The organism is Methylobacterium sp. WL119, assembly GCF_008039875.1.
Classification (GTDB): Bacteria; Pseudomonadota; Alphaproteobacteria; order Rhizobiales; family Beijerinckiaceae; genus Methylobacterium.
Genome location: NZ_VRUU01000074.1, coordinates 1 through 23,336, shown reverse-complemented (window position 1 = coordinate 23,336; position 23,336 = coordinate 1). Strand labels below are relative to the sequence as shown.

The following is a 23,336-nucleotide window of genomic DNA, read 5'->3' as shown; positions in this document are numbered from 1 at the left end:
GCGCAGGCCCTGGCGCGCGGCCTGCCGGTCCTTCGCGCCCGGCTGGTCCCCGAGGGCGCCGCGGTCGCCGGCCGCCGCGTGCTGGCCTTCGCCGGCATCGGCCGTCCCGAGAAGGTCTTCGCGTCGCTGCGCGAGGCCGGCGCCGAGATCGCCGCGACCCGCAGCTTCCCCGACCACCATCCCTACCGCGACGCCGACCTCGCGCGGCTCGCAGCGGAGGCCGGCCGCCTCGGCGCGGAATTGGCCACCACCGAGAAGGACCACGTCCGCCTGCCCGAAGCCTTCGCCGCGCGGGTGCGGGTGCTGCCGGTGCGCCTGGCCTTCGCCGATCCGGACGGCGTGCGGGCGCGGGTGCTGGCCGGGCTCCGGATCGGGCCGTGAGCCGCCGGACGATCCGCCCTCCGCGTTGCCATCGGGGCCCAACCCCGCTATAGGCGCTCCACGCCCGCCAGACACCCTTGGAGGCACGGGCGCGTGGGGTTTCGGTTCGGCCGTCCGTCTCGGGCGGCCTTCGTCGTTTCCCCGACCATTCATCAATCGAAGGATCACGCCATGAGCGCAGTCAAGACGCTTGAGGCCGTGGCACGCGACCGGGTCGGCAAGGGGGCCGCCCGGGCCGTTCGTCGCCAGGGCCAGGTTCCCGCCGTCGTGTACGGTGGCGGCCAGCCGCCGCAGTCGATCGCCATCGACCTCATCCGCACCCGCACCCTGATCTACGCCGGCGGCTTCAAGACCACGCTGTTCGAGATCAACGCCGGCGGCAAGAAGACCCGCGCGATCCCGCGCGACTTCCAGCTCGACCCGGTCAGCGGCGTGCCGATGCACGTCGACTTCCTGCGCGTCGTCGCCGGCCAGACCGTCACCGTCGAGGTGCCGGTGCACTTCCACAACGAGGACGCGGCCCCCGGCATCAAGCAGCAGGGCGGCACGCTCAACATCTCGCTGCACACCCTGGCCGTCGAGGTCGCCCCCGACCAGATCCCCGACGGGATCGAGATCGACCTCACCGGCCGCCAGATCGGCGACGTGATCCACGTCTCCGACGTCACCCTGCCGGCCGGCGTCACCTACACCGGCGAGGCCGCCGACCCGATCGCCAACGTCGTGCCGCCGACCGTGCTCGGCGCCGAGGTCGAGGCCGAGGAGGCCGCGATCGCCGAGGCGCAGTCGGCGGAAGCCGAGGCCGAGAAGGTCGAAGCCGAGGCCGAAGAGGCCGAGGCCACCGAGGAGAAGAAGGAGGACTGAGCCCTTCGCGGGCGCGATCCTCCCGCGCCGCCGCCCCGCGGCGGCGCGGCTTCGAGACGATGCCCCGGCCGCGAGGCCGGGGCATCGTCGTTTCGGGAAGGTCGGAGACAGTCGTCATGCGGCTCATCGTGGGCCTGGGCAATCCGGGCAAAGCCTACGCCCGCAACCGTCACAACATCGGGTTCCTCGCGGTGGACGAGATCGCCCGGGTCCACCGGGCGAGCCCGTTCCGGCGCCGCTTCCAGGGGGAGGCGGCCGAGGTGTCGTTCGGGGTCGAGCGCGCGATCCTGCTGAAGCCGCAGACCTTCATGAACGAGTCCGGCCGCTCGGTCTCGGAGGCGCAGCGCTTCTACAAGATCGCGCTGTCGGACGTGATCGTCCTGCACGACGAGCTCGATCTGGCCGCGGCCAAGATCCGGGTGAAGCTCGGCGGCGGGAATGCCGGGCACAACGGCCTGCGCTCGATCACCGCCCAGTGCGGCAACGACTATCGCCGGGTGCGCCTCGGCATCGGCCATCCCGGCGACAAGGCCCTGGTGCACGCCTACGTGCTCAACGACTTCGCGAAGTCCGAGGAGCCGTGGGTCGAGGACCTGTGCCGGGCGATCGCCGACGAGGTGGCCCTGCTGGCGGCCAACGAGAACGAGAGCTTCCAGAATAAGGTCCACCTCGCCATGGTCGGCCGCGGCTGGGCCGACGTGAAGCGGCCCGGCGAGAAGGCCGCCAAGAATTGACACGAAAACACGAGGACACGATATCGAAGGCCGTTGGAGGCCGTCCGATGAAGAACGTGACCGTGACGATGGACGAGGCGGTGCTCCGTCGCGCGCGGATCGCCGCCGCGACGGAGGGCAAGAGCCTGTCGAAGTTCATCAGCGAGACCGTCGAACGTCGGATCGGGCATCCGACGACCCAGACGGAGGCTTTGGAGCGGTTCCTCGCCGGGCCGCCGCTCCGCGTTCTGGACGAGAACGGGAAGGCGCCGCCGAGGAACGAGCGCTATCGTGACGAGTGATCCGGCCTTCTCTGCCGGATCCGCGATCGTCGACCCGCGCGTGTTCGTCGACACGAACGTGTTCCTGTATGCCCGGGACGACCGATTTCCGGAGAAGCAGGCCGAAGCCTTGCGCTGGCTCGCGGCGTTGGCGAAACGAGGTTCGATCGTCGTCGGTCCGCAGGTTCTCGGTGAGATTCACGCCGTCCTCCTGCGGGGAAAGCTTCGAATCGCGCCGGAGGAGGCGCGCCGTACGATGCTCGCGCTGGAAGGCTGGTCCTCCGGTGCGACGGATCTCGATCTGATCGCCGATGCATGGTCGTTGCGCGAGCGGACCGGTTTTCAATGGTGGGACTGCGTGATCCTCGGGGCGGCGATCCGATCGGGTTGCCGGTTCCTGCTCTCCGAGGATTATCAACACGGCCGCGAGGTCGAGGGAACGACAATCATCAATCCGTTCCGGGTTTCACCCGAGACGATCCTGATGGACTCTTGAGGAATATCATGGGCTTCAAATGCGGCATCGTCGGCCTGCCGAACGTCGGCAAGTCGACCCTCTTCAACGCGCTGACGCAGACGGCGGCGGCGCAGGCCGCCAACTATCCGTTCTGCACCATCGAGCCCAACGTCGGCGACGTGGCGGTGCCCGACCCGCGGCTCGACGACCTGGCGAAGATCGCCGCCTCGAAGGAGATCATCCCGACGCGGCTGACCTTCGTCGACATCGCCGGCCTCGTGCGCGGCGCCTCGAAGGGCGAAGGGCTCGGCAACCAGTTCCTCGCCAACATCCGCGAATGCGACGCGATCGCCCACGTGGTGCGCTGCTTCGACGACGGCGACGTCACCCATGTCGAGGGCAAGGTCGACCCGGGCGCCGACATCGAGACGATCGAGACCGAGCTGATGCTGGCCGACCTCGACAGCCTGGAGAAGCGCGTCTTCGCCCTGGAGAAGCGGGCCCGCGGCGCCGACAAGGAGGCCAAGGAATTCCTGGACCTCGTCAACCGCGCCCTGCCGTACCTGCGCGAGGGCAAGCCCGCCCGCATGGTCGCGCGCAAGCCCGAGGAGGAGCGCCTGTTCCAGCAGCTCGGCCTGATGACGGCCAAGCCCGTGCTCTACGTCTGCAACGTCGACGAGGGCGACGCCGACAAGGGCAACGCCTATTCGAAGGCGGTGCAGGAGCGCGCGGCGGCGGAGGGCGCCCAGGCGGTGGTGGTCTCGGCCAAGATCGAGAGCGAGATCGCGGTGATGCCGGCCGCCGACCAGGGCGACTACCTCGAGGCGGTGGGGCTGGCCGAGCCCGGCCTGAACCGGGTGATCCGCGCCGGCTACGACCTGCTCGGGCTGATCACCTACTTCACCGTCGGCCCGAAGGAGGCCCGCGCCTGGACGATCACCAAGGGCACCCGCGCGCCCGCGGCGGCCGGCGTAATCCACACCGACTTCGAGAAGGGCTTCATCCGCGCCGAGACCATCGCGTTCTCCGACTACACCGCGCTGAAGGGCGAGTCCGGCGCGCGGGACGCCGGCAAGCTCCGCCTCGAGGGCAAGGAGTACCTCGTGCAGGACGGCGACGTGCTGCATTTCCGCTTCGCCAACTGAGGCGCGCCCATGCCCGGCCCCGACACGTCCGGCCTCCACTTCGAGGATTTCGCCGCCGGCCAGGTCCGCACCGGCGCGCCGCTGACGGTGAGCCGCGACGACATTGTCGCCTTCGCCCGCGCGTTCGATGCGCAGCCGTTCCATCTCGACGAGCGGCTCGCGGAGACGACCTTCGCCGGGCGGCTGATCGCGTCGGGCTGGCACACGGCCTCCCTCGGCATGCGGCTGCTGCAGGCCGGGCCGATGGGCGGGCACTCCTCGCTCGGATCGCCCGGCATCGCCGAGCTGCGCTGGCTGAAGCCGGTGCTGCCGGGCGATACGCTCTCCGCCACCCTGCGCGTCGACGAGACCCGCGCCTCGGCCTCGAAGCCCGACCGGGGCTTCGCCGCCTGCCTGCTCACCCTGGAGAACGGCCGCGGCGAGGCGGTGATGACCCAGGCCTTCACCGTGATGCTCGCCCGGCGCGGGGCCGAGCCGGCGCCGCCGCGGATCGTCGAGACCGGCGTCCCGCCCGCGGTGGTCGAGCCGGACGACGCCGAGATCCTGCCGTTCCTGAAGGACGCGGCGATCGGCGCGACCCGCGATCTCGGCGCCTACGCCTTCCCGGCCGAGGCGATCCTGGCCTTCGGCCGCGCCTACGACCCGCAGGTGTTCCACACCGATCCCGAGGCCGCCAAGGCGACGCATTTCGGCGGGCTGTGCGCCTCGGGCTGGCACACGGCCGCGGCCTACATGAAGCGGCTGCTCGCGACCCGCGCCCGCGACCACGCCCACACCGCCGCCCGCGGGCAGGCGCCGACCACCGGCCCGTCGCCGGGTTTCCGCGACATGCGCTGGCTGAAGCCCGTCTATGCCGGCGACACCGTGCGCTACGCCACGATGCTCACCGACAAGCGCGCCTCCGCCTCCCGCCCCGGCTGGGGCCTCGCCTTCGCCGACAACGTCGGCGTCAACCAGCGCGGCGAGACGGTGTTCTCGTTCAAAAGCTCGGTGTTCTGGCAGTGGGCGCCGTGAGGCGGACGCGGGGTCAGCCCCGCGGGCCGGCATCGCGCCGTGCCTCGGAGGGCGTGCGCCCATAGGCACGCCTGTAGCGTTGCCCGAAGTCGCTCATGTGCACGAAGCCCCACCGCCGGGCGATCTCCGCGATCGTGATCTCGGGATCGAAGGCGGAGGTCAGGTCCTTGTGGGTGCGCGCGAGCCGCCGCTCGGTGATGAACGCGATCGCCGTCTGCCCCATCCGTTGACGGAACTGGCTCTGGAGGGAGCGGACGCTGAGCCCGGCCGCCGTCGCGATGAGCGACAGGGTCATGGGCCGCGAGAGGTTCGCCTCGATGAACTCGAGAGCGATGCCGAAGCGCGACGCGGAGGCGTCCGTCGCCGGGGCCGGTGCCACGCGCGTGCGCTTCGGCCAGACGGACAGCAGCTGATAGCTGAGGATCTCCTGGATCAGCGGAAACGCGATGTCGCCGCCGCGATCCGACGCCTGCCCGCGGCGCTGCACCTGCTGCATCATGTGGAACAGCGCGATCATGCCCGGCGTCGAGACATCGGCGATCGGCTCGAAGGACGGCACGCCGTGCTGTCCGCCCGTCAGCGCGGCGTTGGCGGCCGCGAGCGCTTCGAACGTGATCGTGCCGTTGATCGCGTTGAAGGCCTGCGAGGCCTGGATCTCGCCGACCTCCTCGAAGCCGACGAGGGTCGCATGTTTCGGCGTGCCGCGCGTCCTGCCCGCATGATTGCGGTAGGTGATGTGCCCGTTCGCGATGAACCGGACCGTCATCATGTCGGAATCGACCCTGGGCTTGCTGATGAAGCCGCTGGACGAACGGGTTTCCCACAAGCACAGGGTGCTGCTCTTGCTGCCGATCATCTGGATGTCGGGCTTGACCGAGCGGAGCACGTCGAAGTTGATCGCGAAGCTGCTCAGGCCGTTGAAGCTCTGAAGCTGGCGCGCGGAAGCGATGCGGGCGGCGAATCCGTTCTGCGGAAGCCACGCGGCGCGGTGGTTCGAAGCCTGACCCGTCATCCCGTCAACGTGAAGCCCGTGCCTGCGAACCTGTCCCGATCGCGTCGCCCATGATGACATCCCGCGGCCGCGTCCGCCAATCGCGGGCGTCCACGCAGGGATCCCGGGCGGAGCGCACCGTGCGAAAGCCCCGCCGGGACCCGCCCCGCTGGACGATGCCCTAGGCACCCCCGCGCTGCGCCCGGTGGTGCAGCAGGTTGACGATCAGCGCGGTCCAGCCGGTCTGGTGCGAGGCGCCGAGACCGCGGCCGGTGTCGCCGTCGAAGAACTCGTGAAACAGCAGCGCCTCCTCGGCGCCCTCGGCTGACGGGATCGGCGCGCGCGCACCGTGGACCGGGCGGCGGCCCTCCGCGTCCTTGGCGAACAGGCCGATCAGGCGCTCCTGCAGGGCGTCGGCGATGGCGGCCAGCGTGCACATCGCGCCCGAGCCGGTCGGGAACTCCACCAGGAAGTCGGTGCCGTAATAGGAGTGGAAGCGGCGCAGCGCCTCGATGATCAGGTAGTTCGTCGGCATCCACACCGGCCCGCGCCAGTTCGAGTTGCCGCCGAACATGTTCGAGGTCGAATCGGCCGGGTCGTAGCGCACCGTGAAGGAGGCGCCGAACTCGTTGAGCACGTAGGGCTGGTCGCGGTGCGCCTTGGAGAGCGAGCGTACGCCGAAGGGCGAGAGGAACTCGGCCTCGTCGAGCATGCGCCGCAGCAGCGCCTTCATCCGGTGGCCGCGCAGCAGCGAAAGCAGCTTTCGGTCGCCGACGCCGCCCTCGTCCCAGCGCGAGACCAGGCAGGCGAGGTGCGGGCGGTTCTCCAGGAGCCAGTTGAGGCGCCGGGCGAAGTCCGGCAGGCGCTGGAGCACGAAGGGCTCGATCACCTCCACCGCGAACAGCGGCACGAGCCCGACCATCGAGCGCACGCGCAGCGGCAGCATCCCGCCGCCGGGCATGTCGACCTCGTCGTAGTAGAACGCGTCCTCCTCGTCCCAGAGGCCGAAGCCCTCGCCGCCCATGTCGGTCATCGCCTCGGCGATGAGGAGGAAGTGCTCGAAGAACTTCGAGGCGGTGCTCTCGTAGACGTCGTTGTGGAGCGCGAGCTCGAGGGCGATGCGCATCATGTTGAGCGCGTACATCGCCATCCAGGCGGTGCCGTCGGCCTGGTGCACCATGCCGAAGCCCGGCGGCGGGCGCGAGCGGTCGAACACGCCGACGTTGTCGAGCCCGAGGAAGCCGCCCTGGAAGACGTTGCGGCCGCCGGCATCCTTGCGGTTCACCCACCAGGTGAAGTTGATCAGCAGCTTGTGGAAGACGCCTTCGAGGAAGGCGAGGTCGCCGCGGCCGCCGCGCCGGTCGCGGTCGATCTCGAACACCCGGTAGGTCGCCCAGGCGTGGACCGGCGGGTTGGTGTCGGAGAACTCCCACTCGTAGGCCGGGAGCTGGCCGTTGGGGTGCATGTACCATTCGCGGGTCAGCAGCAGGAGCTGCTTCTTGGCGAAGTCCGGGTCGAGCAGCGCCAGCGGCAGGCAGTGGAAGGCGAGGTCCCAGGCGGCGAACCACGGATATTCCCACTTGTCGGGCATCGAGAGCACGTCGGAGGCGGCGAAGTGGCGCCACTGCGTGTTGCGGCCGCCGTCGCGCTCCCGCGGCGGCACCGGCTGGAGCGGGTCGCCCTGCAGCCAGCGCCGCACGTCGTAGGCGTAGAGCTGCTTCGACCAGATCAACCCGGCGGAGGCCTGCCGGAAGATCGCGCGCGCGTCCGCATCCGCGATCCCGTCCTGCAGGTCGTCGTAGAACGCGTCCGCCTCGGCGATGCGGCGGTCGCGCACGGCGTCGTCGGCGTCGATCGGGCGCGTCCGCGTCCCGGCGGAGAGCCGCAGGCGCACCCGCCGGGTCTCGCCGGGCGCGAGGCGAAGCGCGTAGTGCAGGCCGAGCTTGGTCCCGGCGTCGCGGCGGACCGCCGCGGCGTCGCCCTCGACGATCGCGGCGTGGAGCCCGTCCTTGAACGGGCCCTCGGCCTCCGGCTGGCCGGCGTGCCGGCGTAAGTTGGTGTCGTTCTCGCAGAACAGCACCTCGGGCTCGCCCTCGAAGGCCAGCCGGTAGCGCCCGAGCCGCGGGTGCTCGCAGGCGATGCCGCCCTCCGGATGGCGCGCGATCCGGGGCCGCGGCAACGCACCGTCGTTCCGCCACGACCAGGTGTTGCGGAACCAGAGCTGCGGCACGAGGTGGAGGTCGGCGGCGTCCGCGCCGCGGTTCGTCGCGGTGATCGTGGCGTGGACGTCGTCGACGTCCGACTTGGCGTATTCCACCGTCACGTCGAAGAAGCGCGACCCCTCGAACAGGCCGGTCTCCTCGATCTCGTATTCCGGCACCTCGCGGCTGCGCTGCAGCCCCTCGCGCACGAGGTCCTCGTAGGGGTAGGCCCCTTGCGGATAGCGGTAGAGGAACTTCAGGTAGGCGTGGCTCGGGACCGCGTCGAGGTAGTGGTAGATCTCCTTGACGTCCTCGCCGTGGTTGCCCTCCTCGTTGGTCAGGCCGAACAGGCGTTCCTTCAGGATGCGGTCGCGCCCGTTCCACAGGGCGAGCCCGAGGCAGAGCTGCCCGCGCTCGTCGCAGATCCCCGCGAGCCCGTCCTCGCCCCAGCGGTAGGCGCGCGAGCGGGCCTCCTCGTGGGTGAGCGAGCGCCACGCGTTGCCGTCGCGGCTGTAATCCTCGCGCACGGTGCCCCATTGCCGCTCGCTGAGATACGGCCCCCACAGCGACCACGCCCGCTCGCCGCGCGCCTGCTCGGCGATGCGGCGGCGCTCCGCCCAGGCGATCGCCTCGCTCATGCGCTGGACCCGCAGCCCGGCGCGGGGCGGGCGTCGGCCCCGGCGCCGCGAAGGATCGCCCCGACGGGCCTGGGGGAATGCGGAGGAACGGTCATGACATCCCGAGGGGCCGATGGGTCGATGCCCCGCCCCGGATGCATCATCAGAGCCAGTCGGCGGGCCGGCACGGAAATCGGGCCGACCGCGCGTCCCGGGCGTCCGGAGCTTCGGCGCGTGGGCCGGCCGGATCGGACCCGTGCCGAGGCTCGAGCCCGGGCCGACACCTTCGTCTGCGGATGACGAGGTCTGTCGACCGGCAGCAACGTCGGCGGCTCGAGCGATGAAGACTGCCTTTAATCTGGGCAGAACCTGCGCCGGAAGCACGCCTGATCTGCGGAACCTCGCGTATCGGCTCGGTGTTCAACGGCTACCTGCGACCCTACCTGCGACACCACGCGCGGCTTCCACGGATCTACGATGCTCGTCCAGACCGGTTTCACCATCGCCTTCAACACCTTCGGCCCGACCCCGATGAACCTGCTGCTGAACGTGCGGCCGGAGCGCCGGGCCGACCTCGTCACGCCCGAGGTCATCGCCTTCGATCCGCCGGTGCCGGCGACGCAGCACGTCGACGCCTTCGGCAACGTCTGCACCCGCATCGTCGCGCCGGGCGGCCGGATCACCATGTCGGCCGACTTCACCATCGGCGATTCCGGCGAGCCCGACGCGTTCGCGCCGCAGGCCCGCCAGCACCAGGTGCAGGACCTGCCCGACGACGTGCTGCCGTTCCTCCTCGGCTCGCGCTACTGCGACACCGACAAGCTCTCTGCCACCGCTTGGTCGCTGTTCGGCGCGACGCCGGAGGGCTGGGCCCGCGTGCAGGCGATCGTCGACTTCGTCCACAACCACCTGCGGTTCGACTACCAGCTGGCCGACAACACCCGCACCGCCCATGACGGCTACGTCCAGCGCGTCGGCGTCTGCCGCGACTTCGCCCACCTGGCGATCGCGCTGTGCCGCTGCATGAACATCCCGGCCCGCTACGCCACCGGCTATCTCGGCGACATCGGCGTGCCGAAGGACCCGGCGCCGATGGATTTCTCGGCCTGGTTCGAGATCTATCTCGGCGATCGCTGGTACACGTTCGACGCCCGCCACAACACGCCGCGCATCGCCCGCATCGTCATGGCGCGCGGGCGCGACGCGACGGACTGCGCGCTCACCACCAGCTTCGGCACCGCCTACCTGATGCAGTTCGACGTGCACACCGACGAGGTGTCGCCGGACGCGGGCGCCATGGCCGAGGCGGCCTAAGGCGCGCCGGCACCCGTCTCGACCAGCCGGTCGAGGAAATTGCCGATCTCGCGGCGTCTCTGGTCCGGCTCCAGGACGTCGGCGCCGAGCCCGTGCCGCCAGGCGAGCGGGCCGGCCGCCGCGCCGCCCGCGTGGAGCGCGGCGATCTCCGCGGCATAGGCCGAGACCGCGGCGGCATCGGGCGCGAGGCCGGCCTCGACCACGTCCGCGGCGCTGACCCGCAGCATCGCCGCGAGCTCGTCGAAGTCGAGCTCGGGGTGGTACTGCGTGCCCCAGAACAGGCCGCCGCCGTGCGGGATCTCGATCGCCTGCACCTCGAGCAGCGCGTTCCCGGCCAGCACTCGCGCGCCCGGCGGCGGCGCGATCACCGCGTCCGAATGGATCGCCGGCGCGTCCCAGGCCGCGCCCCGGCCCGACAGCAGCGGGTGGCCGCGGCCTTCCGCCGTCGCCGTGATGCGGCGGGCGAAGCCGTATTCCGGCCCGCGCGGATTGGGGCCGACGTCGCCGCCGGCGACGACCGCGGCCAGTTGCGTCCCCCAGCACGAGCCGAACACCGGCAGCCCGGCCTCCAGAGCCGCGCGCATCAGGTCGCACTGGCGCGTCACCGCCGGGCTGCGCTCGCCGACCTTCAGGGGCGAGCCGGTGAAGATCACGCCGTCGTAGGCGGTAAGCGCCGCGCCGTCGGGCAGGGCGGCGTCGGCGTCGGCCGGGCTGAGCAGCCGGCATTGCGCCTCCGGGCGATAGGCGTGGACGACGTCGGCGTAGGATTCGGCCGAGGTGCGGCCGGTGACCGCGACGTGCTGGGCGCGGTCGTCGCGCGTGTTGCCGTCCGCGATGAGCAGTCGAAGCATGGGGGCCTTGCGGGAGATCGTCGGGATCCGGTCACGGGCAACGTCCGGCGCCGCCCGATGGTGCTGCGGCATAGGTGCAGCCGCGACGCCGGGCGTGATCCGGCGCCGGTCCGGACGATCGCCGCGGTGCCCGCCATCCGAGGGGCTCGGGACCTATCGACGGCTGCCGCGTTGAGGCAGGGCCGTTCCTGAGGCAAAGCACTCCCTCAGGGGCCGCCGGCCGAGCGCCCGATCCACCCTGCGTGATGACGATGACGACTGATCAGACACCGCGCGTCGCACCCTACGTCCGGGACACCCTGTCGACTGGGATCGCCGGGCTCGACGACGTCCTGTCCGGCGGCCTGACCAAGGGGCGGCTCTACCTGCTCGAGGGCACGCCCGGCGCCGGCAAGACCACGCTCGCCCTGCAGTTCCTGCTCGACGGCGTCGCGCACGGCGAGAAGAGCCTCTACGTCACCCTGTCGGAGAGCGCCGAGGAGCTGCGGGCCTCGGCGGCGTCGCATGGCTGGTCGCTCGACGGCGTCGAGCTCTACGAGCTCGTCAACGAGCTCGGCCTCGACCCCGAGAGCGAGCAGTCGATCCTGCACCCCTCCGAGGTGGAGCTCGGCGAGACCGTCCGCGAAGTCATCGAGCGGGTGGACGCGCTGCAGCCGAACCGCGTGGTGTTCGACAGCCTGTCCGAATTGCGGCTGCTCGCCCAGAACCCGCTGCGCTACCGCCGCCAGATCCTGGCGCTGAAGCAGCTCTTCGCGGCGCGGGGCTGCACGGTGTTCCTGCTCGACGACGGCACCACCGACGTGCAGCTCCACAGCATCGCGCACGGCGTCCTGCTCCTGGAGCACACCCCGCGCGAGTTCGGCGCGGGACGGCGCCGCCTCCGCGTCCTGAAGATGCGCGGCGTGAAGGCGCGGGGCGGGTACCACGACTTCGTCCTCGAGACCGGCGGGATCGAGGTGTTCCCGAGCCTGATCGCCGCCGAGCACCACGCCGACTTCGCGCCGGTGACCGTCACGACCGGCGCGCCGGGCCTCGACCTCCTGCTCGGCGGCGGGCTGGTGCGCGGCACCAACACGCTGCTGCTCGGGCCGTCCGGGGCCGGCAAGACCACGACCGCGGTGCGCTGCATGCTGGCGGCCCTGGAGCGGGGCGAGAAGGCCACCTACTTCCTGTTCGACGAGGGCCGGGCGACCCTGCTGGCGCGCGCGGCCATCCTCGGGATGGACCTGCAGCCGCACATCGCCGACGGCGACCTCAGCATCGCGCAGATCGATCCGGCCGAGCTGGCGCCGGGCGAGTTCGCCTGCCGCGTCCGCGAGGCGGTGGAGCGGGACGGCGCGTCCTGCGTCGTCGTCGACAGCCTCAACGCCTACATCCACGCGATGCCGGGCGAGCAGTTCCTGATCCTGCAGATGCACGAGCTGCTGACCTACCTGAACCAGAAGGGCGTCACGACCCTGCTGGTTCTCGGGCAGCACGGCGTCATCGGCGAGGTCCGCTCCGACATCGACCTGAGCTATCTCAGCGACGGCATCCTCCTGTTCCGCTACTTCGAGGCCAAGGGCGAGGTCCGAACCGCGCTCTCGGCGGTCAAGAGCCGGGTCAACGCGCACGAGCGCACGATCCGCGAGCTGAGGCTCTCCCGCAACGGGATCCAGGTTGGGGAGACGCTGACCGACTTCGAGGGCGTGCTCTCGGGCCTGCCCGCCTACGGCGGCAAGGTCGCGATGCTGCGCAGCGACACGGCGGAATGAGCCGGCCCGGCCCCGACGAGACCCGCGTCCTCATCCTGGCGCCGCGCGGACGCGACGCGGTGGTGATGGAGCAGCTGCTGGCCAAGTCCGGCACCGCCGCCACGGTCTGCGCCGACGGGGCCGCGTGGCTCGCCGGCCTCGAGGCCTCGGCCGGCTCGGCGATCGTCACCGAGGAGGCGCTGGCCGAGGTCGACCCGGACGCCCTCGCGGCCTGGATCGATCGCCAGCCGTCCTGGTCGGACTTCCCGTTCATCATGCTGGCGACGCGCCAGGCGGGGCGCCGCCCGGCGCGGGGGGCGGCCATGGTGGAGCGCCTCGGCAACGTCGTGCTGCTGGAGCGCCCGATCAACGCCGAGACCCTGATCAGCGCCGTCGCCTCGGCGCTGCGGGTGCGGCGGCGCCAGTACCAGGCGCGCGGGCACATCCGCGAGCGCGAACAGGACCAGGAGCGCCTGCGCGTCGCCAACGAGACCCTGGAGCGGCGGGTCGCCGAGCGCACCCGCGAGGTCGAGGCCGCCCGCGAGACCCTGGCCTTCGCCCTCGATTCCGCCGGCATGGGAACCTGGGACCTCGACCTCCTCACCGACACCGCCCGTCGGTCGGCCCGCCACGACGCGATCTTCGGCTACGACGCGCCGCTCCCGCATTGGGGCCGGCAGACCTTCCTCGCCCACGTCCACCCGGAGGATCGGGAGGCGGTGACGGCGGCCTTCGCGCAGGCGGCGCGGGCGGGGACGCTCGACATCGAATACCGGATCGTGCGCCCCGACGGGGCCGTGCGCTGGATCGCGGCCAAGGGCCGGGCGGAATACCGCGCCGACGGCACGCCGGTCCGCATGGCCGGCATCGTCCTCGACCGCTCCGACCAGCGCAACACCGAGGAGGCGCTGCGCCAGGTGCAGAAGATGGAGGCGATCGGCCAGCTCACCGGCGGCGTCGCACACGACTTCAACAACCTCTTGACGGTCATCGTCGGCGGCCTCGACATGGTCCTGCGCAAGCCCGACAACGTCGAGCGGGTCAAGCGCCTCGCCGACGCCGCGATGACGGCGGCCCGGCGCGGCGAACAGCTGACGCAGCAGCTCCTCGCCTTCTCGCGCCGGCAGATGCTGCGGCCGCAGACGCTGAACCCGAACCGCCTGCTCATCGACTTCCGGCCGCTGGCCGAGCGCGCCGCCGGCGCCGCGATCGAGCTCGCCTTCGACCTCGACCCCGCCCTCGACCCGATCCGCGTCGACCCCGCCCAGTTCGAGGCGGCGATCCTCAACCTCGTCGTCAACGCCCGCGACGCGATGGAGGCGGGAACCGGCAGCGCCCGGATCGAGGTCCGCAGCCGCAACGTCCGGCTCGACACCGCGGCCGTCGCCGACAAGGGGGTGCCGCCGGGCGCCTATGTCGAGATCGCGGTGTCCGACACCGGCAGCGGCATCGCGCCGGACCTGATGGCGCGGGTGTTCGAGCCGTTCTTCACCACCAAGGAGGTCGGCAAGGGCACCGGCCTCGGCCTGAGCCAGGTCTACGGCTTCACCCGCAGCGCCAAGGGCTTCGTCGCGATCGAGTCCGAGGTCGGGCGCGGCACCACCTTCCGCTTGCGCTTCCCGCGCTCGGCCGACCCCGCCGGCGAGGAGACGGGCATGGGCGAGCGCGGCGTGCTGCCGCTGCGCCGCGCCGGCGAGGGCGAGACCGTGCTGCTCGTCGAGGACGACGAGCAGGTCCTCACCATGGCCGTCGAGAGCCTGGAGGAGCTGCGCTACAAGGTCGTCGTCGCGCGCAACGCGGCTGAGGCGCTGGCCCATCTCAAGGACGTCCAGCGCATCGACATCCTGTTCTCGGACGTGATGATGCCCGGCGGCATGAACGGCTCGCAGCTCGCCGCCGAGGCGCAGCGCCTGCGGCCCGGCCTCAAGGTCCTGCTCACCTCGGGCTACGTCGCTGACCTCGACGAGGGCCAGGTCATCGGCCGCGGCGAGCTCCCGGTGCTCAACAAGCCCTATCGCCGCGACGAGCTCGCCCGGTCGCTCCGCCTCGTCCTCGGGGCCGACGACGCCTGAATGGGCCGCCGATCCGACGAACCAGGAGTGCAGCGGCCGTGAACTGGATCTATCTGGCGATCGCGATCGTCGCCGAGGTGATCGGCACCAGCGCGCTGAAGGCCTCCGCCGGGTTCTCGCGGCCGGTGCCGCTGCTGATCACGGTCGCGGGCTACGGGGTCGCGTTCTTCTTCCTCGCGCTCACCCTGCGGACGATCCCGATGGGGGTCGCCTACGCGGTCTGGTCGGGCGTCGGCATCGTCCTGATCTCGCTCGTCGGCTGGCTGATGTTCCGCCAGGGCCTCGACGCCCCGGCCCTGATCGGCCTCGGCCTGATCGTCGCCGGCGTGGTGGTGATCAACGGCTTCTCGAGCACCGCCGGGCACTGAGCCCCCGGCCGCGCGGCACGGTTGACACGCCGCCCCCCCCTCACCATAAGGGCCCCGCGCAGCCCGATGGGCTGTCCTTTGGGGGAATGTCCCGAGCGGCAAAGGGGGCGGACTGTAAATCCGCTGCGTAAGCTTCGTAGGTTCGAGTCCTACTTCCCCCACCACGTCCTTCCTTGCGATCATCACCGGCATCGCCCTGCTTCGCACGGGCCTTGCCGCGCCGGGCGAGCCTCCGGGCGGTCCGTGACGGCGGCGGATTTCGCCCTGCGACCGCAGGGTCCGCCAGCTCGCCCAAGGCAACCTTCCGTCGTCGTTGCCGGCGACGGCCCGGCGCGGATCAGGCCTTCCGCGTCCGCGCCCCGAAGATCGACGTGCCGACCCGGACATGGGTCGCGCCCATCTGGATCGCGGCCGGGTAATCGGCGCTCATGCCCATCGAGAGGATCGGCAGGTTGTGCCGCCGGGCGAGCGCGGCGAGCAAAGCGAAGTGGGCCGAGGGCGGGTCCTCCACCGGCGGCACGCACATCAGCCCCTGGATCGCCAGCCCGTGGGTGCCGACGCATTCGGCGAGCAGCACGTCGAGGGCGTCGGGCGAGACGCCGCCCTTCTGCGGCTCGTCCCCGGTGTTGACCTGGATCAGCAGCTTCGGCGTGCGCCCCGTGCGGGCGATCTCCTTGGCCAGCGCCGCGGCCAGGGACAGCCGGTCCAGCGAATGGATCACGTCGAACAGCTCGACCGCCTCGCGCGCCTTGTTCGATTGCAGCGGCCCGACGAGGTGGAGTTCCACGTCCGGGTAGCGGTCCTTGAGCGCGGGCCACTTGGCGCGCGATTCCTGCACGTAGTTCTCGCCGAACAGGCGCTGGCCGGCTTCGAGGGCCGGCAGGATGCCCTCGGTCGGCACGGTCTTCGAGACCGCGATGAGGCGGATGCCGGCGGGATCCCGCGCGCAATCCTCGCTCGCCCGGGCGATCCCGGCCAGCACCTCGGCGAGGCCCGCGGCGACGTCGGCCTCGCCGACGGGCGGTTTGCCGGAGATCGGCGGCTCCGAGGTCGGGGGCGTATCGATCGGCGTGTCGGTCATTGAAGTCCTTTGGGCGGGTCGTCCGGCCATCGCCGGGGAAAGGTGGGCGGGCCCGCGGCGCTGTCCAACGCCGCCGCGCGGGTGAGGGCGATTCTGCACCTCAATGCCGGGATCGCGCGCCCGGCGCAAAGCCATCTGTGCTTGCATCCGCCACAGGGATCACGCGCCGATGGATCGGCCTCGATTGCCACGCCGGCAGATCCGTTGGCCGAGCCCGCCGCGAATGTGCTAACGCCGCCGCTTCCCCGGTCCGCCCCGCCCGATCCCGGTTTTCGACGACGCCATGACCCATCCTCCCAGCCACCAGACCCTCGAGCGCTACAACGCCAAGGATTCCGAGCCGCGCTGGCAGGAGGCCTGGGCGCAGGCGCGGCTGTTCGAGACCGACAACGCCGACGCCCGCCCGAAATACTACGTGCTGGAGATGTTCCCCTATCCGTCGGGGCGCATCCACATGGGCCACGTGCGCAACTACGCGATGGGCGACGTGGTGGCGCGCTACAAGCGGGCAAAGGGGTTCGCGGTGCTGCACCCGATGGGCTGGGACGCCTTCGGGCTGCCGGCCGAGAACGCCGCGATCGAGCGGAAGACCAACCCGCGGGACTGGACCTACGCCAACATCGCGACGATGCGCGGGCAGCTGCAATCCATGGGCCTGTCGCTCGATTGGAGCCGCGAGATCGCGACCTGCGATCCGGACTACTACAAGCACCAGCAGCGCATGTTCCTCGACTTCCTCGGCAAGGGGCTGGTTACGCGCCGCACCGCCAAGGTGAACTGGGACCCGGTCGACCACACCGTGCTCGCCAACGAGCAGGTGATCGACGGGCGCGGCTGGCGCTCGGGTGCGCCGGTCGAGCAGCGCGAGCTGACGCAGTGGTTCTTCAAGATCAGCGACTTCGCGCAGGATCTCTACGACGCGCTCGACGGTCTCGAGCGCTGGCCGGAGAAGGTCCGGCTGATGCAGCGGAACTGGATCGGGCGCTCGCAGGGGTTGCAGGTCCGGTTCGCCCTCGCGACGGCGGTCGAGGGGGTCGGCGAGGCGATCGAGGTCTACACCACCCGGCCCGACACCCTGTTCGGCGCGCGCTTCCTGGCGATCGCCGCCGACCATCCCGTGGCGGCGGCCCTGTCCGGCGCGAACCCGGCGCTGCAGGCCTTCGTCGACGAATGCCGGCGCATGGGCACGGCGCAGGCGGCGATCGACACGGCGGAGAAGCTCGGCTTCGACACCGGGCTCACCGTGCGCCATCCGCTCGACCCGTCCTGGACGCTGCCGGTCTACGTCGCGAACTTCGTGCTGATGGAGTACGGCACCGGCGCCGTCTTCGGCTGCCCGGCGCACGACCAGCGCGATCTCGACTTCGCCAACAAGTACGGCCTCGGCAACACCCCCGTGGTCTGCCCCGAGGACCAGGATCAGGACAGCTTCGTCATCACCGACACCGCCTTCGACGGCGACGGGCGGATGATCAACTCGCGCTACCTCGACGGCATGACGACGGGCGAGGCCTTCGAGGCGGTGGCGAACCGCCTGGAGGCGGAGGTCCTCTCCGGCCGGCCGGTCGCAGCCCGCAAGGTGCAGTTCCGCCTGCGCGACTGGGGCGTGTCGCGCCAGCGCTACTGGGGCTGCCCGATCCCGATCATCCACTGCGAGGCCTGCGGCCCCGTGCCGGTGCCGGTCGCCGACCTGCCGGTGAGGCTGCCCGAGGAGGTCTCGTTCGACCAGCCCGGCAACCCGCTGGAGCGCGACCACGCCTGGCGCACCGTGCCGTGCCCGTCCTGCGGCGCGGCGGCGCGGCGCGAGACCGACACGATGGACACCTTCGTCGACTCGTCCTGGTACTACGCCCGGTTCACCGCGCCGTGGCTCGCCGACCGGCCGACCGACCCGGCGGCGGTGAACCGCTGGCTCGCCGTCGACCAGTATATCGGCGGCATCGAGCACGCGATCCTGCACCTGCTCTACGCGCGCTTCTTCATGCGGGCGATGCAGGCGACCGGCTGGTCCGGCGTCTCGGAGCCGTTCGCCGGCCTGTTCACCCAGGGCATGGTCGTCCACGAGACCTACAAGGACGCGGCCGGCGCTTGGGTGCCGCCGGCGGAGGTGCGGTTCTCGACCGAAGACGGCGAGCGACGCGGGTTCCACGTGAAAACCTCGGCGCCCATCGCGATCGGCCCGATCGAGAAGATGTCGAAGTCGAAGAAGAACGTCGTCGACCCCGACGACATCATCGCCTCCTTCGGCGCCGACACCGCGCGCTGGTTCATGCTCTCGGATTCGCCGCCGGAGCGCGACGTGATCTGGACGGAGGAGGGCGTGCAGGGCGCCGCCCGCTTCGTGCAGCGGGTGTGGCGGCTGGTGAACGCCGCCGTCTCGGCCACCGGATCGGGCGGCGGCGACGCGGCCTTGCGCAAGGCCGCGCACAAGGCGCTCGCCGCCTTCGGCGAGGACGTGGAGCGCCTGCGCTTCAACCGCTGCGTCGCCCACGTCTACACCCTCGCCAACGCCCTCGAGGACGCGTTCCGCGGCGGCGCCTCGGCGGCGGCCGGCCGCGAGGCCGCCGGCATCCTGGTCCAGCTGATCGCGCCGATGATGCCGCACCTGGCCGAGAGCTGCTGGGCGGTGCTCGGCCGCGACGGGCTGGTCGCGCAGGCGCCGTGGCCCGGCTTCGACCCCGCTTTGCTGGTCGAGGATACGGTCGCTCTCCCGGTGCAGGTCAACGGCAAGAAGCGCGCCGACGTCACCGTCCCGCGCGACGCCGACGCGGCGGCTGTCGAGGCCCTGGTGCTCGCCGACGAGGCGGTGCGGCGCGCCCTCGAAGGCCGGACGCCCCGCAAGGTCATCGTCGTGCCCGGGCGGATCGTGAACCTGGTGGTGTGAGGGATCCCACCGTCGGCCCCTCAACGCGCTCCGTCATTCCGGGGCGCCGCAGGCGAGCCCGGAATCCAGAGCCGCCGGGACGGGTGATCGAGGCACGATCAGCGGTTCTGGATTCCGGGCTCTGCTTCGCAGCCCCGGAATGACGGGGAGGGATCGACGCAAGGCCTCGCCGGCTGCCCCTCAGGCCGCGAGCGCCCGGCTCACCGTGGCGCGCAGGTCCGCCAGCGAGAACGGCTTCGTCAGCACGTCGGTGACGATGGCGTCGAGGCCGCGCGCGCGCTCGCGCTGGTCGGCGAAGCCGGTCATCAGCAGGATTGTCAGGTCGGGGAAGTCGCGCTTGGCCGCGAGCGCCAGCGCGATGCCGTCCATCAGCGGCATGCGGATGTCGGTGAGCATCAGGTCGAAGGCGCCGTCGGATTCGTTCAGCCGGTCGAGGCCGTCGCTGCCGTCGATCGCCGTGACCACGGCATGGCCGTCGATCTCGAGGCCTCGCTTGAGGAAGCCGCGAACCGTCTCTTCGTCATCCACCAGAAGGATGCGCGCCATGTCGCCTGTATTTGATCCACCGAGGGAAGGCCGGCCGGCCCGGACACGTCTAGAGATCGTCTAAACATCGGCCGTCCTGTCAAGACATTTGAGGACGAAAAGCCTGGAAGTGCCGGAGGGTTGCGAAAATGCCGCGTCCCGAAACGCGGTTCAGGCCCCGCCGAACAGGTCCGGATCTTGGCTGTCGTAGTCGACGACGCCGACGAAGGGGAGCTGGCGGAAGGCGTGGGCCGCATCCATGCCGTAGCCGACGACGAAGGCGTCGGGGCAGGTGAAGCCAACGAAGTCGGCGTCGATCTGCACCGCGCGCTTGCCCGGCTTCTCGAGCAGCACCGCGGTGAGGACGCGCGAGGCGCCGCGGGCCATCAGCAGGTCCTTGGCGAAGACCACCGTGCGGCCGGATTCGAGGATGTCGTCGACGAGCAGCACGTCGCGGCCGCGCACCTCGCTCTGGACGTCGCGCAGGATCTCGACCTGGCCGGAGGAGATCGTGCCGGTGCGGTAGCTCGACAGGTGCACGAACTCGACCTGCGGCGACAGCCCGACCCGGTGCAGGGCCCGCAGCAGGTCGGCGGCGAACATGAAGCTGCCCTTCAGCACCGCCACCACGAGCAGGTTCTGCGGGGCGGCCGCCTTGATCTCGCGGGCCAACGCCTCGTTGCGCGTGGCGATGGTGGCTTCGTCGAAGAGGACGCGGACGCGTCGGGAGGGCGTGGTCATGCGCCTCCATACCCTATTCCGGCGCCGTCCGGCCACGGCCCGCCGGCGGAAAATCGACGGCGGCGCGGTCGCCCGCGACCTACTCCGCTTTCGCCGTCTCGGGTCTGGCCGTCTCCGGCCTGCCCGACTCCGGCTTGCCCGCATCCGAGAACCGGACCTCGATGCCGCGGCCGTGCTCGGGCGGATCGGAAAACCGGCCGGCGAATCGCGCGGTCTCGCCCTGCGCCAGCCGGCTGCGCGGCGGGGCGATGGTGTAGGTCCTCACGACGCCCGCGGCGGCGTCGCGCATCACGACGCTGATCGGCGGCACCAGCACCCCGCCGCGGGCGATGCCGACGAGGTCGCCCTCGACCGCGAGCTCGGCCGGCTTCTCGCCGTCGGCCGGGGTGCGGACCGCGGCGACGTCCCGGATCTCGAGGCCGCGCAGGTTCACCGGCAGGCCGATGCGGGCGAACAGCCCGGCCGCCTGCGGCAGCGCCTGCACCACCGGCACGCGGGCGAGGCAGGCGAGCGGGATCGCGGCCAAAACCACGAGGCAGGCGGCCAGGGCCGGCGACAGCCCGGCGATCCCGCCCTTGCCCTGGTTCCGGCCGAGCGGCTTGTAGCCGAGCTTGGCCTTCTTCGCCCGCGTGCCTCGCGGCGGTGCGGGGACGTTGTCGATGGTGTCGGCCGTCGCGGCGCTGCGCACCGCGGCGGAGGCCTCGGCCCAGGCATCCTCGGAGACCGTCTCGTCGGCGCCGGGGCTGGCGGCCTGCAGCTCGGCCTCGTGGGCGGCGATCACCTCGGCCGGCGACACGAACCAGGTCTCGCGGCAGGCGGCGCAGCGCACCGAACGCCCCTCGGTGCCGACGCGGGCGGTCTCGATGCGATATTCGCTGGCGCAGGTCGGGCAGACGATCAGCATACGCGGCACGCTCGTTGGCGGGGGCAGCCGGGCGGGACCTGCGGCGAAAACCCTTGGGCGATCGTCTTCGGTTAGGGTTAAGCTCCGGTGAAACCGCCGGGAGCCGGCTTGAAATGGCCATGCGCGGCGGTCATCCCGGTGCGGACGGCATGGACCGGGACGGAACGGGAGCGAACGGGCCCTTGCGCGAAACGGCGACGACGAAAAGCCTGCTCTCCGGGGCGGAAGGGCCTGTGGTCCAGTTCGAGAACGTCGGCATGCGCTACGGCCTCGGGCCGGAGGTGCTGTCCGACGTGAGCTTCCGCATCCAGCCGCACTCGTTCCAGTTCCTCACCGGGCCGTCGGGGGCCGGCAAGACGACGCTGCTGCGGCTGATCCTGCTCTCGGTGCGTCCGACCCGCGGGCTGGTCTCGGTGTTCGGCAACGAGGTCAGCGGCATCTCCAGCGCGTCGCTCACCGGCCTGCGCCGCCGCATGGGCGTGGTGTTCCAGGATTTCCGCCTGCTCGACCACCTCACGACCTACGAGAACGTGGCGCTGCCGCTGCGCGTCCAGGGCCGGGCCGAGACCAGCTACCGGGCCGAGGTCGTTGAGCTGCTGCGCTGGGTCGGCCTCGGCGAGCGCATGCACGTGCTGCCGCCGCTGCTCTCGGGCGGCGAGAAGCAGCGCGCGGCCATCGCCCGGGCGCTCATCGCCCGGCCCGACCTGCTGCTCGCCGACGAGCCGACCGGCAACGTCGACCCGAGCCTCGGGCGCCGCCTGCTGCGGCTCTTCCTCGAGCTGAACAAGCTCGGCACCTCGGTGATCATCGCCACCCACGATTTCGGGATCATGGACTCGGTCGATGCCCGCCGGATGGTGATTGGCGACGGCCGCCTGCGGATCGAAGGCTGATGGACACGACCCGCGAACGCAGCCAGGCCGCCAGGACGGCCCCGGACAGGGCCGCGGTCGATCCGGCGCTGCCCCCGACCCTGCGGCGCAACGCGCCCCTGGTCCCGACCGATTCGGCCGCGAGCCGCTCGCTCGCCGCCGTCATCGCCATCCTCACCTTCCTCGCGGGCCTGTGCGCGGGCGCGGCCGAGATCGTCGCGTCGAGCGCCGGCCAGTGGCAGGGCACCGTGGCGCAGGAGGTGACGATCCAGGTACGCCCGGCCCCCGGCCGCGACCTCGACGCCGACATCGCCCGGGCCGACGCCATCGCCAAGGCCGAGCCCGGCATCGCCGCGACGCGGGTGTTCTCCAAGGCGGAGGCCGAGCGCCTGCTCGAGCCCTGGCTCGGCAGCGGCCTCGACCTCTCCGACCTGCCGGTGCCGCGCCTGATCACCCTGAAGCTCGGCGACCAGTCCCCCGACCTCAAGCACCTGCGCGCCGGCCTCGCCGAGGCGATGCCGGGGGTCGCCAGCCTCGACGACCACGCGCTCTGGCTGCAGCGGCTCTCGACCGCGGCCAACACCTTCGTCGGCATCGGCGTCGGCATCGTCGCGCTGGTGCTGGTCGCCACGGGCCTCGCGGTGGCGTTCGCCACCCGCGGCGCCATGGCCGGAAACCGCGAGGTGGTGGAGGTGCTCCACTTCGTCGGCGCCGACGACGACTTCATCGCCCGCGCCTTCCAGCGCCGCTTCTTCGGGCTGGGGCTGCGCGGCGGGATCATCGGCTCGGCCGCGGCGCTCGCCGCCTTCGCGCTGGCCGGGCTGCTCGCCCGCACCTGGCGCTCGGGGCCGGCGGGCGACGAGGTCGAGGCTTTGTTCGGCGCCTTCCACATCGGCTGGCGCGGCTATGCCAGCGTGATGGCGATCGGCGTCATCGCCTCGCTCGTCACCGCCGTGATCTCCCGGCTGACCGTGCGGCGGTTCCTGGCCTGAGTCGCGCGTTCGGCCGGTCCGGCACCGCGCCCCGCCGGGCATCGGAGACGAACGGTTCCGAAAATCCCCGTGATCGGAAGTGCTTGGCCGTGCGTTAACCCTGCGGAAAGGATTTGCGTCCGCAAATGCCGCCTCCGCCCCGCCGCAATCGGCGCTATTCTCCCGGAGCATGACCACGCGTATGGCGCGCGCCTTCGATCCGAGACAGGCCGGCCCCGGCGCCGAGCTCACGGGCAGCTCCCCGACAACCCCGCCGGTGGGGTGCTGCACCTTCTTGATGTCGGACTCGACCACGAGCTGGCCCGGCGCGATCACTGCGCCGGCGATCTCGGTGA

The 23,336-nt window shown here is 71.5% G+C and carries 21 protein-coding genes and 1 tRNA gene; 15 read left to right on the top strand and 7 right to left on the bottom strand.

Annotation, left to right across the window (positions count from 1 at the left end; translation table 11 throughout):
* The 7 genes from FV227_RS21040 to FV227_RS21010 all read left to right on the top strand — a co-directional run.
* Positions 1-381, top strand: a 381-nt coding sequence (locus FV227_RS21040; RefSeq protein ID WP_147859821.1) for a tetraacyldisaccharide 4'-kinase, incomplete at its 5' end; no start/stop codon positions are given.
* Between the two features lie 171 nt (positions 382-552).
* The gene (locus FV227_RS21035) at positions 553-1,245 is read left to right on the top strand and encodes a 50S ribosomal protein L25/general stress protein Ctc (RefSeq protein ID WP_147727247.1); all 693 of its coding nucleotides are present in this window, start codon (positions 553-555) and stop codon (positions 1,243-1,245) included.
* Between the two features lie 116 nt (positions 1,246-1,361).
* Positions 1,362-1,979, top strand: coding sequence for an aminoacyl-tRNA hydrolase (gene pth, locus FV227_RS21030; RefSeq protein ID WP_147727246.1), 618 nt, complete (start codon positions 1,362-1,364; stop codon positions 1,977-1,979).
* A 47-nt stretch (positions 1,980-2,026) separates the two neighbouring features.
* Entirely contained in the window at positions 2,027-2,260 is a 234-nt protein-coding gene (locus tag FV227_RS21025; RefSeq protein WP_147859820.1) for a hypothetical protein, read from the top strand.
* A complete protein-coding gene (locus FV227_RS21020) occupies positions 2,250-2,735 on the top strand; it encodes a PIN domain-containing protein (RefSeq protein WP_187274892.1) in 486 nt (161 codons plus the stop codon). The genes FV227_RS21025 and FV227_RS21020 overlap by 11 nt, the downstream gene beginning before the upstream one ends.
* An 8-nt stretch (positions 2,736-2,743) precedes the next feature.
* A complete protein-coding gene (gene ychF / locus FV227_RS21015; protein WP_147727243.1) occupies positions 2,744-3,841 on the top strand; it encodes a redox-regulated ATPase YchF in 1,098 nt (365 codons plus the stop codon).
* A 9-nt stretch (positions 3,842-3,850) separates the two neighbouring features.
* The gene (locus FV227_RS21010) at positions 3,851-4,855 is read left to right on the top strand and encodes a MaoC family dehydratase (protein WP_147727242.1); all 1,005 of its coding nucleotides are present in this window, start codon (positions 3,851-3,853) and stop codon (positions 4,853-4,855) included.
* Between the two features lie 13 nt (positions 4,856-4,868).
* Here FV227_RS21010 and FV227_RS21005 read toward each other — a convergent pair whose 3' ends face one another.
* Both FV227_RS21005 and FV227_RS21000 read right to left on the bottom strand, forming a co-directional pair.
* Positions 4,869-5,867, bottom strand: a complete 999-nt coding sequence (locus FV227_RS21005) for a helix-turn-helix transcriptional regulator (RefSeq protein ID WP_187274891.1) — start codon at positions 5,865-5,867, stop codon at positions 4,869-4,871.
* Positions 5,868-6,027: 160 nt separating this feature from the next.
* A complete protein-coding gene (locus tag FV227_RS21000) occupies positions 6,028-8,685 on the bottom strand; it encodes a glucosidase (protein ID WP_147727240.1) in 2,658 nt (885 codons plus the stop codon).
* A 456-nt stretch (positions 8,686-9,141) separates the two neighbouring features.
* Here FV227_RS21000 and FV227_RS20995 point away from each other — a divergent pair, with 456 nt between their 5' ends.
* Positions 9,142-9,978 (top strand): transglutaminase family protein, encoded by an 837-nt coding sequence (locus FV227_RS20995; RefSeq protein ID WP_147727239.1) that lies wholly within the window; start codon positions 9,142-9,144, stop codon positions 9,976-9,978.
* Here FV227_RS20995 and FV227_RS20990 read toward each other — a convergent pair.
* Positions 9,975-10,829 carry a type 1 glutamine amidotransferase gene (locus FV227_RS20990; RefSeq protein WP_147859817.1) on the bottom strand — a complete coding sequence of 285 codons (855 nt, stop codon included), beginning with the start codon at positions 10,827-10,829 and terminating at the stop codon, positions 9,975-9,977. The two genes, FV227_RS20995 and FV227_RS20990, sit on opposite strands and share 4 nt — an antisense overlap.
* Positions 10,830-11,080: 251 nt before the next feature.
* Between FV227_RS20990 and FV227_RS20985 the strand changes: the two genes are divergently transcribed.
* The 4 genes from FV227_RS20985 (at position 11,081) to FV227_RS20970 (ending at position 15,166) form a co-directional block, all read left to right on the top strand.
* Positions 11,081-12,583 (top strand): ATPase domain-containing protein, encoded by a 1,503-nt coding sequence (locus FV227_RS20985; RefSeq protein WP_147727226.1) that lies wholly within the window; start codon positions 11,081-11,083, stop codon positions 12,581-12,583.
* Positions 12,580-14,634: an ATP-binding protein gene (locus tag FV227_RS20980; RefSeq protein WP_147859816.1), complete on the top strand. Its 2,055-nt coding sequence runs from the start codon at positions 12,580-12,582 to the stop codon at positions 14,632-14,634. Before FV227_RS20985 ends, FV227_RS20980 begins: the two co-directional genes overlap by 4 nt.
* Before the next feature lie 38 nt (positions 14,635-14,672).
* Complete coding sequence (locus FV227_RS20975; RefSeq protein WP_147727224.1) at positions 14,673-15,002, top strand: multidrug efflux SMR transporter; 330 nt, start codon at positions 14,673-14,675, stop codon at positions 15,000-15,002.
* Positions 15,003-15,082: 80 nt separating this feature from the next.
* Positions 15,083-15,166: transfer RNA gene (locus FV227_RS20970), tRNA-Tyr, on the top strand.
* 173 nt (positions 15,167-15,339) lie between these two features.
* Here FV227_RS20970 and FV227_RS20965 read toward each other — a convergent pair.
* A complete protein-coding gene (locus FV227_RS20965; protein WP_147727223.1) occupies positions 15,340-16,083 on the bottom strand; it encodes a YggS family pyridoxal phosphate-dependent enzyme in 744 nt (247 codons plus the stop codon).
* Between the two features lie 283 nt (positions 16,084-16,366).
* On the opposite strand from FV227_RS20965, the gene leuS reads away from it, so the two are divergent.
* Complete coding sequence (leuS, locus tag FV227_RS20960; RefSeq protein WP_147727222.1) at positions 16,367-18,967, top strand: leucine--tRNA ligase; 2,601 nt, start codon at positions 16,367-16,369, stop codon at positions 18,965-18,967.
* Between the two features lie 180 nt (positions 18,968-19,147).
* Here the strand turns inward: leuS and FV227_RS20955 are convergent, their stop codons facing one another.
* From FV227_RS20955 to FV227_RS20945, 3 genes are all read right to left on the bottom strand, one after another.
* A complete protein-coding gene (locus FV227_RS20955; protein WP_147727221.1) occupies positions 19,148-19,513 on the bottom strand; it encodes a response regulator in 366 nt (121 codons plus the stop codon).
* Between the two features lie 150 nt (positions 19,514-19,663).
* Positions 19,664-20,233 (bottom strand): hypoxanthine phosphoribosyltransferase, encoded by a 570-nt coding sequence (gene hpt, locus FV227_RS20950; RefSeq protein WP_147727220.1) that lies wholly within the window; start codon positions 20,231-20,233, stop codon positions 19,664-19,666.
* Positions 20,234-20,312: 79 nt separating this feature from the next.
* Positions 20,313-21,137, bottom strand: coding sequence for a zinc-ribbon domain-containing protein (locus FV227_RS20945; RefSeq protein ID WP_147859815.1), 825 nt, complete (start codon positions 21,135-21,137; stop codon positions 20,313-20,315).
* A gap of 149 nt (positions 21,138-21,286) precedes the next feature.
* On the opposite strand from FV227_RS20945, the gene ftsE reads away from it, so the two are divergent.
* Positions 21,287-22,030, top strand: a complete 744-nt coding sequence (ftsE, locus tag FV227_RS20940; protein ID WP_147729645.1) for a cell division ATP-binding protein FtsE — start codon at positions 21,287-21,289, stop codon at positions 22,028-22,030.
* On the top strand, positions 22,030-23,001 hold the full coding sequence (locus FV227_RS20935; RefSeq protein WP_147842704.1) for an ABC transporter permease: 972 nt from the start codon (positions 22,030-22,032) through the stop codon (positions 22,999-23,001). The genes ftsE and FV227_RS20935 overlap by 1 nt, the downstream gene beginning before the upstream one ends.
* Positions 23,002-23,336: the final 335 nt, after the last annotated feature.